Origin of the sequence: uncultured Caulobacter sp., assembly GCF_937900395.1 — a bacterium.
In the GTDB taxonomy this organism is placed as follows: Bacteria; Pseudomonadota; Alphaproteobacteria; order Caulobacterales; family Caulobacteraceae; genus Caulobacter.
In genome coordinates this window covers 1-10,797 of the sequence record NZ_CALCDX010000053.1, presented here as the reverse complement: position 1 = coordinate 10,797, position 10,797 = coordinate 1, and the positions used below count along the sequence as shown (strand labels likewise).

Sequence of the window (10,797 nt, the reverse complement as noted above, 5' to 3'; positions counted from 1 at the left end):
GCCGGACCGTTCACCGCCGTCACGATCGGCAGCGGGAAGTCCTTCAGCAAGGTCATCAGCGGATTGTAGATCGTCTCCAGCGCCGAGCCGGCGTCCGGCTTGCCGTCGACGTCCAGCTCGCGCCCGGCCGCGCCGCCGCCCGACAGGTTGGCGCCCGAGCAGAAGCCTCGGCCTTCGCCGGTCAGGATCACCGCGCGCGCCTCGACCTTGCCGGCGGCGATGGATGAGAAGGCGTGGGTCAGCTCGCGGGCGACTTCCAGGCTGGCGGCGTTCAGCGAGGCCGGATCGGCGATCGTGACGGTGGCGACGCCGTCCTGCGTCGAGACACGGATCTTCTGGTAATCCACGGCCTTGAACCTCCCTTGGTCTCTTTGGGGCGGAGTCTAGGCGCCTTTGCCCCTTGGGAAGGCTAGCGGAATCTTCAACGAAAAACGCCGCCGATGCGGGAATCGGCGGCGTCCTGTCGAAATCAAGCTGGAGGGGATCAGGCCGCGTTGGCGGACGCCGGCATGCCCTCGGCCGCCGTCACGCGGTTGCGACCGCCGCGCTTGGAGGCGTAGAGCGCCGCGTCGGCGCGCTCCATGATCGAGTGACCGCTTTCGCCCGGACGGCGCTCGGCGAAGCCCGACGAGATGGTGATCGCGCCCAGGTCCTCGTTGGTCGAGCGGCGCTTGAGCATGCGCGACGACACCTCGACGCGGATTTCCTCCAGCGACGCGGCGATGACCGCCGCGTTCTCGCGCGGGAAGATCATCGCGAATTCCTCGCCGCCGTAGCGGGCGGCGAAGCGCGGCGGGGCGGCGACGCGGCCGATCACCGAGGCGACGTAGCGGATGACCTGGTCGCCGGTCTGGTGCCCCCAGGTGTCGTTGAAACCCTTGAAGTGGTCGATGTCGAGCACGGCGAGGCATAGCGGCGTGCCCTGGCTGTCGGCCTCGGCGCAGGCGCGATCCAGCTCCTCGTCGAAGGCCTTGCGGTTGGCGAGGTTGGTCAGGCCGTCGGTGGTGGCCTCGCGGCGAACCTGTTCCAGGTGTTCGCGCAGGCGCTCGACCTCGGAGGTCGATTCCGCCAGGCGCGATTCCAGCGACTGGTTCTCGCGATGCACGCGGCGGGTGGCGTCGGCCAGGTTCGAGACGACCACCTTGATCGCTTCGACGTCGGTCGACTTGTCGAGGTTCTTGGTCGCGCCGGCCAGTTCCTTGCCGAAGGCGGCGTTCGACTTCTGGGCGTTCTGGATGGCCTTGGCGACGGCCTCCAGCTCCTTGGACAGGATGTCGCCGGCGTCGCGGATCTGGTCGTTCAGTCGCGCCTTGGGCAGGTAGGTGGCGGCGAGCTCTTCGCTGACCAGCTCGGTCATCGGCTCGCCGATCGAAATCAGGCGGGTCAGTTCGCGGGCGAGGGCGCCGTCGGGATCGGCGACATAGTGCGTCCAGAGCTCGAAATTCAGCGCGGTCGGCCACACCTGGTGGCGCTCCATCAGCTCCAGCGCCCGTGACGCGATCTTATAGGCTTCAGGGCCCCGCAGCGTGGTCTCGACGTCCGACATCTCTCATCCCCCGTCCGGCGTTTCCGTTGGGGAAAGGCCGATCGCATGGACATGGAGACTAGACGGCAGAGTTCTTACGACCCGTTAAGAACGAACAAGGTTCGCTTGCGCGCGAACGCACCCTCGCGCATGGTGAACGATGATAAGATGAGCGACGGGCCACGGGCGCCGCGCGCCAGCCACGGGAGGCGAGACATGAACGCTCCAATGAATTCTCTGGACGCTCACAAGGCGACCATGAACGATGTGCTCAGCCGCCAGAAGGCCGCTCATCTGCGCGACGGGCCGCCTAGCGTCGAAAAGCGCATCGACTGGTTGAACCGCTCGATCGACCTGCTGATCGGCCACCAGGTCGAGATCGCCAAGGCGGTGAACGCGGACTTCGGCTCGCGCTCGCCCGAGGCCACGGCCTTGACCGATGTGGCCGGCTCCATTGGTCCGTTGAAGTTCGCCCGCGAGCATGTCGCCAAATGGATGCGCCCGCAGAAGCGCAAGACCACGCCGGCGATCCTGGGCCTGTTCGGCGCCAAGGCGACGGTGCAGTACCAGCCCAAGGGCGTGGTCGGCGTGATCAGCCCCTGGAACTTCCCGGTCAACCTGACCTTCGCGCCGCTGGCCGGGATCTTCGCCGCCGGCAATCGCGCGATGATCAAGCCGTCGGAATATACGCCCGCCACCTCCGACCTGCTCAAGGCGATGTTCGCCAAGGCCTTCGACGAGGAAGAGGTCGCCGTGTTCGTCGGCGGGCCCGAGGTTGGGCAGGCGTTCTCGGGCCTGGCCTTCGATCACTTGGTGTTCACCGGCGCGACCTCGGTGGCGCGGCACGTGATGCGCGCCGCGGCCGAAAACCTGGTTCCGGTCACCCTGGAGCTGGGCGGCAAGAGTCCGGTGATCCTGTCGCGCGGCGCCGACATCGCCACCGCCGCGGCCCGGATCATGAACGGCAAGACGCTGAACGCCGGCCAGATCTGCCTGGCCCCCGACTACGTGCTGACGCCGCAGGAGGATCTTGAGACCTTCGTCGCCGAGGCCAAGGCCGCCGTTGGCCGCTACTTCCCGACGCTGAAGGACAATCCCGACTACACGGCCCTGGTCGCCCAGCGCCACTACGATCGCGTGAAGGGCTATGTCGACGACGCCAAGGCCAAGGGCGCGCGGGTGGTCGAGATCAACCCCGGCGGCGAGGACCTGTCGCAGCAGGAGCACCGCAAGATCGCCCCGACCCTGATCATCGATCCCACCGACGACATGAAGGTGATGCAGGAAGAGATCTTCGGTCCGGTCCTACCGGTGAAGAGCTATCGGACGATCGACGAGGCCGTGGACTATGTGAACGCCCACGACCGGCCGCTGGCGCTCTACTGGTTCGGGACCGACGAAGCCGAGAAGGACCGCGTTCTGGCCCGCACCACCAGCGGCGGCGTTACGGTCAATGACGTGATCTTCCACGTCGCCCAGGAAGAGCTGCCGTTCGGCGGCGTCGGCCCAGCGGGCATGGGCGCCTATCACGGTCACGACGGCTTCCTGGAGTTCAGCCACAAGAAGGCGGTGTTCCAGCAGCTGAAGAAGGACATCGCGCCGATGCTGGGCCTGCGCCCGCCGTACGGCGAGGCGATCCGCAAGTACCTGGCGGGCCAGATCAAGCGCTAGACGCTCGACCGCCTGGCTATCGGAGGGTTTCCTCGCGGCGCGCGGCATGCTCCAAGCGGGCATGACCGCGTCGCTGCCCGTGCGCTCCATCGTCGAAGCCCAGGACATGCCGCGCCTGCTGTCTTTCGAGCTAGCGGGGCGGTTGGCTGAGGGAATGGCCGGCGTCGCCTGGGCGCCGGAAAACGACGCTTCTGGCGGCGCGCCGCCGGGACGCCTGGGCGGGCCGAAGGCGGAGGCATGGCCCTACGACATCGCCGCGACGCCGTCCGTCAATGTTCCGGCGCTCTGCGTGGTGGGTGAGACCTGGTGGTTTCCGCGCTTCGGCGGGCTGATCGGAACCGATGGCGCGCTCTACAACGCCACGGTGGGCGAGGCGCGCCATGGCTCAGGGGACCTTTCGGCCATCCCGGGCCTTTCCGATCAGGCCACGCGATTCACGCCGCCGGCGTCCGCGCCCATGCTCGACGGCGGAGCGGTTTTCCTGCCTTGGGGCGCGACCTTCAACTACGGCCATTTCGTCATCGACGCGTTGCCATCCCTGATGGGCCTCGAGCAGATTGGATTGCTTGAGACCTTACCGATCCTGGCCCCCAAGCTGGCCGCCTGGCAGCGCGACCTGATCGCCTTGGCCTTTCCGGACCGCGCTGTGACCGAGATCGACGCGCCGGTCGTCAGGCTGAAACGCACGGCCTTCGCCACCAGCATGGACCACTTCCTGCACCACCCCAACGGGCTCCTCGCGGATCTGGCGGCGCGGGTCCTGGCGCGCGCGCCGGCCGGCGCGGGACATCGGCGCGTCTATCTTTCGCGTCGCGGCCAGTCGATGCGGGTCATGGTCGGGGAGGCGGCGTTCGAGAAGGCGCTCGCGGCGCGGGGCTTCGCGATCGTGCGACCGGAGACGCTCGATGCGGTCGAACAGGTCGCCCTGATGCGGGACGCCGAGGTCGTGGTCGGCGCCAGCGGCGCGGCCCTGGCCAACGCCGTCTTCCTGTCGCGGGGCGCGCGGGTCGTCGAGATCCAGCCGCTGAACTTCACCAGCCAGTGGGTGAGGGCGGCTTGCCGGCAAGTGGGCGTCGATTGGCGCGGCTATGTATGCGCCTCGCCCTGTCCCGCGCGCGAGGCGCCGCTGACCGCCAGACTTCGGCGCGGCTTCAAGTTCGCGTTCAAGCCGCCGCTGGACGACCTGCTGCGCTTCGTCGACGCGGCGCTATAGGAGGCCTTTGCGGCCTTCGACCCACAGGTCCAGCGGCTGCTTTTCCTCGCGGCGGACCATACCGTAGTAGCCGACGACGAAGACCACGATGGCGGTGACGAGCCCGCCGAAGAAGCCCGCCGGCGTGGCGAACCACACAGTGAGAGCGCTGATGACCACCGCGCAGTGCAACATGGCCCATCGCACGAGAACGGCGAAGGCGTGGTAGGTGCGCTCGTGGGCGATCAGGATCGCCTCGCGTTCGGCGGTGTCATGTTCGAAAGCGTCAGGCTGGGTGGCGGCCATGGCGCGGTCCTCCCTTAGCTGGTTCGCGGCTCTTAAGCGCCGTGCGTCGAAAACGTCCGCCAGAATACCCGCGTTCCGCCAGGCGCGCTATCGAACGGCGCGCGAGTTAAGCTTAGCATCGAGCGATTCCTCGGCCGCCCTGGAGCAGGGACCATGCCCAACCCGCTGCAGCTGCTGCTGCCGGCCCTGATCCCGTCCTGGAACTTCTTCGACGTCATCGCGCCGTCGCCGCGGGTCGAGTTCGCCGTGACCTCCTCGGCGGAGGCGACGCCCGAGGCCTGGCGAGAATTCCGGCCTAGGCCGCATCGCCTGACGCCCGGGGCGATGGCCGCGCGGATGCCCTGGAACCCACGCTGGAACGAGAGCCTGTTCCTGGTCAGCTGCGCCGAGCGACTGATCGATAATCCGACCGCGCACAGCGAGGACGAGATCTTCAAGCGGATCGCCGCCGACCTCGCGCGCGGCCCGGAGACGGCGGAGGGTTGGCTGACCTTCCGGCTGGTGTTCGTCGCCCGGGAGGGTGAGGCGATCTTGCGCGAGGTGCTGTTCCAGGCTTCGCCGCGGGCTCTGGCCGAGATCGACATTCGATGACGCTGCCGGACGCCATGCGCCTGACGCAGGTGTTGCTGGCCCTGGCGCTATTGCAGCAGAGCCTGGAGCATCTGCGCGGCTTTCGCGACGAGCGCGCCCTGTTCCTGGCGCGCGCCGTGCTGTGCGTCCTGGTCCTGCTGGGCGTGGCCTCGCCGTGGCCGCTGGTGGCGATGGCGGCGCTATCGCTGCTGATCCTCCATCGGTTCCAAGGGCCTTACAACGGCGGCAGCGATAGGATGGGGCTTCTGTCCCTGTGGTGCCTGACCTTGGCGAGCCTGGCGCCCAGCACGCCGCTCAGAGAGCTGTTCTTCGGCTATCTGGGCGCGCAGCTCGTCCTGTCCTACTTCATCTCGGGCTGGGTGAAGGTCGTGAATCCCGAATGGCGCTCGGGCAGGGCGCTGCGCGACGTCTTCCAGTTCTCGGCCTATCCGGTCGCGGAGTCCCTGCGCGTCTTGGCTGAGCAACCCAGGCTGCTGACCGTGATGTCGTGGGCGGTCATGGGGTTCGAGCTGGCGTTCCCGCTGGCCATGCTGACCAAGCCGACCCTGATCACGGCCCTGGTCGTCGCCGGGACCTTCCATCTCGCCAATGCCTGCCTGTTCGGTCTGAACCGCTTCTTCTGGACCTGGCTGTCGGTCTATCCGGCGATCCTTTGGCTGCAGGGCCGCCTGATCCACTAGCCCGAAAGCAGAAGGGCGCCGGACGATGTCGTCCGACGCCCCTCGAGGTCTGTTGCCCAGGCTGGTCTACTTGCCGCGCGGCGGCTTGGCCAGGAAGGCGGGGATGTCATTGCCGAAGCCGACGACGCGACGATCGTCGTCGTCGCGGTCGCGGACGGGCTGGACGCCGCGCACGGGGCGCTCGGGGCGTTCCGGACGCTCGGCGCGCGCGGGACGCTCGGCCTCGACCACCGGCGCGGCGGCGGCCTTGGGCTCACGCGGTTCACGCGGCTCGCGCTCACGGCGCGGCTTGCGCTCGCGGGCGGGACGCTCCTCGGCGACGGCTTCCGGCGCTTCGGCGGCGACTTCGGCGGGCGCCTCGGCGACGGTCTCTTCCGAGCGGCTGCGGCCGCGGCCGCGACCTGGACGCTCGCCGCGTTCGCCGCGATCACGGCCGCCGCGCTTGCGGTCGCGGTCGCCCTCGCGCTTGACGGTGACGGCGTTGGAGTAGTCCAGCTCGAACTTCTCTTCCTCGGGCGTCGAGCCGATCAGCTTGATGACCTTGTCGAAGCCCTTGTCGTCGGCCGGGGTGACCAGCATGTAGGCCTCGCCCGTCCGGCCGGCGCGGCCGGTGCGGCCGATGCGGTGGACGTAGTCGTCGGCGTGGTGCGGAACGTCGTAGTTGAAGACATGGCTGACGGCCGGGATGTCGAGGCCGCGCGCGGCGACGTCGGAAGCCACCAGGATCTTCAGCGCGCCCGAACGGAAGTCCGCCAGGGTTTTGGTGCGCTGACTCTGGTCGAGGTCGCCATGGATCGGGGCGGCGTCATAGCCGTGCACCTTCAGCGACTTGGCGACGATGTCGACGTCGGTCTTGCGGTTGCAGAAGACAATGCCGGTCTCGGGCGCGGCCTTGTCGATCACGGCGCGCAGCGCCAGGCGCTTGGCCTTGGGATCGGAGGAGGGCACCTTGACCAGGCGCTGGGCGATGTTGGCGTTGGTCGTCGCCGGACGCGCCACCTCGATCCGGACCGGATCGCGCAGGAACTGCTTGGTCAGGCGGGTGATTTCCGGCGGCATGGTCGCCGAGAAGAACAGGGTCTGCTTCTTGGGCGGCGTCATCTTGAAGATGCGCTCGATGTCCGGGATGAAGCCCATGTCCAGCATGCGGTCGGCTTCATCGACGACCAGGAACTGGACGCCGGTCATTAGAAGCTTGCCGCGCTCGAAGTGGTCGAGCAGGCGGCCGGGCGTCGCGATCAGGACGTCCACGCCGCGATCGAGCTTCTTTTCCTGGTCGCCGAACGAGACGCCGCCGATCAGAAGGGCCCACGAGAGCTTGGTGCCCTTGGCGTACTTCTCGAAGCTGGAGGCGACCTGGTCGGCCAGCTCGCGGGTCGGGGCGATGACCAGGGCGCGCGGCATGCGGGCCTTGGCCCGGCCCGACTGCAGCTTGTCGATCAGCGGAAGGGTGAAGGCGGCGGTCTTGCCGGTGCCCGTCTGGGCGATGCCGAGGACGTCCTGGCCCGCGAGGGCGACGGGAATGGCCTGGGCTTGAATCGGGGTCGCAGTGGTATAGCCGGTGTCGGCGACCGCCTGCAGGGTCGTGGGCGAGAGCCCTAGGTCGGAAAATTCAGTCATTACACGCTGGTCTGCTCGGAGCCGCCCGTGCTTGGGCGAGCGGGCGGCGCGGATTCGCCAGACCTGCTCCGAAGCTGGGGATAAATAGGCCGAAAGTCGCCAAAGTCAATCGCCACAAGGCGCGAGGGGGTATTTGCACGAAGCTGCTCCATCGCTCAAGACGCGCGCGCCTATGGCTTCGGCGCCGTCGCTCCGCCCGGCGTAAGGTTGGCCCGGCGAGGTCAGGCCCTAAGGAAGTATTCCGTCGGTGTCTTACCGCCCTTGCCGCTAGCGAAACGTTTGTGGGGGGCGTTGGCGTTGTAGTTCTGATTGTCGGCGATCAGCATTTCATCGGCGCCATGGGTCTCGATGACGAGATAAATATGGTCAGCGCCGGGCGGTGTCGGGTCGTGATCATAGGTGACGCCGACATCACCCGGCTGTTGTGCGCCCACGTCCACCCGTCTCCATCCCCGCTGTTTGAGGATGTGAGCCAGATTACCAGCCCCCAATTCCATACGCACATCGACGCCCGCGGCTCGTAGCAGTGCGCTAAGGTGGGCCGCGCAGCCATTGGTGGGATAGCCTTTCCAGGCGTCCTTCGCGGTCTCCCTCGCCGCCGCGAGTCCGGCCTCCGTCGAGCCCAGTTCGAGCAGTTTGGCGATGTGCTGGGCGTCGTTGGGGTCTAGATCGACGATGTCCTTCAGATAGTCCGCACTCACATAGCCGTCCGCGGCGCCGTCGCCGTGCTTGTCGATGAGCGTCCAGCCATTGACGCTGCTCAGAGGGTAGACGGCTGTGCCGTAGGGGAGAACTTCGAGGCGGTCGAAGGTCGTCCCGGGGCCAGCGCGGACGATGAGCCCGCTCCGAGCGATGACGCGTTTGCGGATATAGAGGTCAGGCATGGCCGCGCTCCTGGCGAAACGTTCGATTTCAGGGAACGGAAGGCCGGATCCTCGCGCCATCCGCGTCGAGAAGCTCACTACGCAATACTAAATCATAGGTGCATCGTGAGTGTGAAGCGCGTATCGCGTGTTTCAGGCGCGCGGGTGGCCGACTGGCGTAAGCCGCGACAGCGCTCTATATCCGCCCTGCATGACCATCGACCACGACTCCCGCCTTCGGCGCCTTCGTTTCCGCGCCTGGCATCGCGGTTTCCGGGAAGCGGACCTCATTCTGGGGCCGTTCGCGGACATCCATGGCCCGAACCTCACCTCCGAGCAGTTCGACACGCTGGAAACCCTGCTCGAACAGTCCGATCGCGAGATCTACGCCTGGATCGTCGGCCAGGAGCCGACGCCGGAAAGGTTCGAGACCGACGTCATGGCGATGATCCGCGCGTTCAGGTTCGAGGCGCACGCGTCGCGCCCCGCCGGCGACGGCGCCTGACCCTTTAGATCAAGAGACCCGATGGCCTACGACGCCAAACAGATCGCCAAGGCCGCCGGCGGCCTGACTCTCGCCGGCGCGCCTGAGGGCTTCGACGCCTTGGTGATGGCCGACATCGCCCGGGCGCGCGGCGGTCTGACCGCCTTCGTCGCCCGCGACACCGCCCGCGCCGGCGCCTTCGTCGACAGCCTGAAGTTCTTCGCGCCCGAGATCGAGGCGGTGATCCTGCCGTCGTGGGACTGCCTGCCCTACGACCGCATCGGCCCGTCGGCCGGCGTCTCGGCCACGCGCATGTCGACCCTGTCACGTCTGGCGCGGGGCCTCGGCGAGAGCAAGCCGGCCATCCTGGTGATCGCCGCCCACGCTCTGCTGCAACGCGTTCCGACCAAGGACGTGCTCCTGCGCGCCAGCTACAGCGCCAAGGTTGGCGGCGTCGTCGATATCAAGGACCTCGAGACCTATTTCGCGGTGAACGGCTATGCGCGCGCCTCGACCGTGTCCGAGCGCGGCGAGTTCGCGATCCGCGGCGGCGTCATCGACGTCTATCCGCCCGCCGCCGAGGAGCCGGTGCGTCTCGATCTGTTCGGCGACACCCTGGAGAGCATCCGCGCCTTCGATCCCGAGACCCAGCGTTCAACCAAGCAGCTCAAGGAAATCGATCTGCTGCCGGTCAGCGAGGCGCTGCTGGACGCCGACGCCATTTCGCGCTTCCGCAAGGGCTATGTCGCCGAGTTCGGCGCGCCGGGCGATGATCCGCTCTACGCCACGGTCAGCGAGGGCGGCCGCCGCGCTGGCCTCGAACACTGGCTGCCGCTGCTCTACGAGCGCATGGCGACGCTGTTCGACTACCTGCCCGCCGGCGCCCTGATCGGCGTCGACCATCAGGCCGCCGAGGCTCGCGACGAGCGCCTGGCGATGATCCATGACGCCTACGAGGCCCGCGCCAGCGCCGACCGCAAGTCCGCCTACCGCCCGCTGCCGCCCGAGGCCCTTTACCTGACGGCCGAGGAGTGGGACCGGGAGCTGTCCGACCGCACGCATCGCAAGTTCACGCCGTTCCAGCCCCAGGGCCTGGACGTCGTCGACCTGGGCGCGAAGCTGGGCCGCACTTTCGCCGCCGAGCGGGCCCAGGACAGCGTCAACCTGTTCGAGGCCACCGCCGATCACGCCAGGAAGCTGGCCGCCGAGGGCAAGCGCGTGCTGTTCGCCTCGTGGTCCGAGGGCTCGTCCGAGCGCCTGGGGACCATGCTGGCCGACCATGGCCTGAAGAAGATCCCGTTCGCGGGCTACTGGCAGGCCGCCAAGGCCAACGACCCCAAGGTCCCGCAGCGCGTCGTGCTGCCGCTGGACCACGGCTTCGAGACCGAGGCCCTGGCGGTCATCTCCGAGACCGACATCCTCGGCGATCGCCTGGCCCGTCCGCGCAAGAAGCGTCGCGCCGCCAACTTCCTGGCCGAGGCCTCGGCCCTGACGCCGGGCGACCTGGTCGTCCACATCGACCACGGCATCGGTCGTTACGAGGGCCTCAAGACCCTCGACGTCCAGGGCGCGCCGCACGACTGCCTGGACCTGCTGTACGGCGGCGAGGCCAAGCTCTATCTGCCGGTCGAGAATATCGACCTGCTCACCCGCTATGGCGCTGCCGACGCCGAGAATGTCCAGCTGGACAAGCTGGGCGGCGCGGCCTGGCAAGGCCGCAAGGCGCGGGCCAAGGAGCGCCTGCGGGTCATGGCCGAGGGCCTGATCCAGATCGCCGCCGCCCGCCAGCTGAAGCATGTCGAGGAAACCGATCCGCCGCACGGCGTGTTCGACGAGTTCTGCGCCCGCTTCCCCTACGAGGAGAC

Annotated in this window: 11 protein-coding genes; 6 read left to right on the top strand and 5 right to left on the bottom strand. The window is 68.0% G+C overall.

All coding sequences use genetic code 11. The features are described from left to right. Both Q0379_RS04975 and Q0379_RS04970 read right to left on the bottom strand, forming a co-directional pair. A partial coding sequence (locus Q0379_RS04975; RefSeq protein WP_299005079.1) for an enoyl-CoA hydratase-related protein occupies positions 1-347 on the bottom strand: 347 nt, incomplete at its 3' end. 137 nt (positions 348-484) lie between these two features. Further along, complete coding sequence (locus Q0379_RS04970; protein WP_299005076.1) at positions 485-1,546, bottom strand: GGDEF domain-containing protein; 1,062 nt, start codon at positions 1,544-1,546, stop codon at positions 485-487. Positions 1,547-1,741: 195 nt separating this feature from the next. On the opposite strand from Q0379_RS04970, the gene Q0379_RS04965 reads away from it, so the two are divergent. Together Q0379_RS04965 and Q0379_RS04960 are read left to right on the top strand one after the other, a co-directional pair. Further along, positions 1,742-3,196, top strand: coding sequence for a coniferyl aldehyde dehydrogenase (locus tag Q0379_RS04965; RefSeq protein WP_299005074.1), 1,455 nt, complete (start codon positions 1,742-1,744; stop codon positions 3,194-3,196). A 46-nt stretch (positions 3,197-3,242) separates the two neighbouring features. Next, complete coding sequence (locus Q0379_RS04960) at positions 3,243-4,409, top strand: DUF563 domain-containing protein (protein ID WP_299005072.1); 1,167 nt, start codon at positions 3,243-3,245, stop codon at positions 4,407-4,409. On the opposite strand, the gene Q0379_RS04955 is transcribed toward Q0379_RS04960, so the two are convergent. Continuing rightward, positions 4,404-4,694 (bottom strand): aa3-type cytochrome c oxidase subunit IV, encoded by a 291-nt coding sequence (locus Q0379_RS04955; protein WP_299005070.1) that lies wholly within the window; start codon positions 4,692-4,694, stop codon positions 4,404-4,406. The genes Q0379_RS04960 and Q0379_RS04955 overlap by 6 nt on opposite strands. Positions 4,695-4,847: 153 nt before the next feature. On the opposite strand from Q0379_RS04955, the gene Q0379_RS04950 reads away from it, so the two are divergent. Further along, a complete protein-coding gene (locus Q0379_RS04950) occupies positions 4,848-5,285 on the top strand; it encodes a hypothetical protein (RefSeq protein WP_299005068.1) in 438 nt (145 codons plus the stop codon). After that, positions 5,282-5,965, top strand: a complete 684-nt coding sequence (locus Q0379_RS04945; protein ID WP_299005066.1) for an HTTM domain-containing protein — start codon at positions 5,282-5,284, stop codon at positions 5,963-5,965. The genes Q0379_RS04950 and Q0379_RS04945 overlap by 4 nt, the downstream gene beginning before the upstream one ends. A gap of 66 nt (positions 5,966-6,031) precedes the next feature. Here Q0379_RS04945 and Q0379_RS04940 read toward each other — a convergent pair whose 3' ends face one another. Both Q0379_RS04940 and Q0379_RS04935 read right to left on the bottom strand, forming a co-directional pair. Then, positions 6,032-7,585 carry a DEAD/DEAH box helicase gene (locus Q0379_RS04940; RefSeq protein WP_299005064.1) on the bottom strand — a complete coding sequence of 518 codons (1,554 nt, stop codon included), beginning with the start codon at positions 7,583-7,585 and terminating at the stop codon, positions 6,032-6,034. A 221-nt stretch (positions 7,586-7,806) separates the two neighbouring features. Then, positions 7,807-8,469, bottom strand: a complete 663-nt coding sequence (locus Q0379_RS04935) for an SH3 domain-containing protein (protein ID WP_299005062.1) — start codon at positions 8,467-8,469, stop codon at positions 7,807-7,809. Positions 8,470-8,659: 190 nt separating this feature from the next. On the opposite strand from Q0379_RS04935, the gene Q0379_RS04930 reads away from it, so the two are divergent. Further along, positions 8,660-8,953 (top strand): succinate dehydrogenase assembly factor 2, encoded by a 294-nt coding sequence (locus tag Q0379_RS04930; protein ID WP_299005060.1) that lies wholly within the window; start codon positions 8,660-8,662, stop codon positions 8,951-8,953. 21 nt (positions 8,954-8,974) lie between these two features. Then, on the top strand, positions 8,975-10,797 hold a 1,823-nt coding region (locus Q0379_RS04925), incomplete at its 3' end, for a CarD family transcriptional regulator (RefSeq protein WP_299005058.1).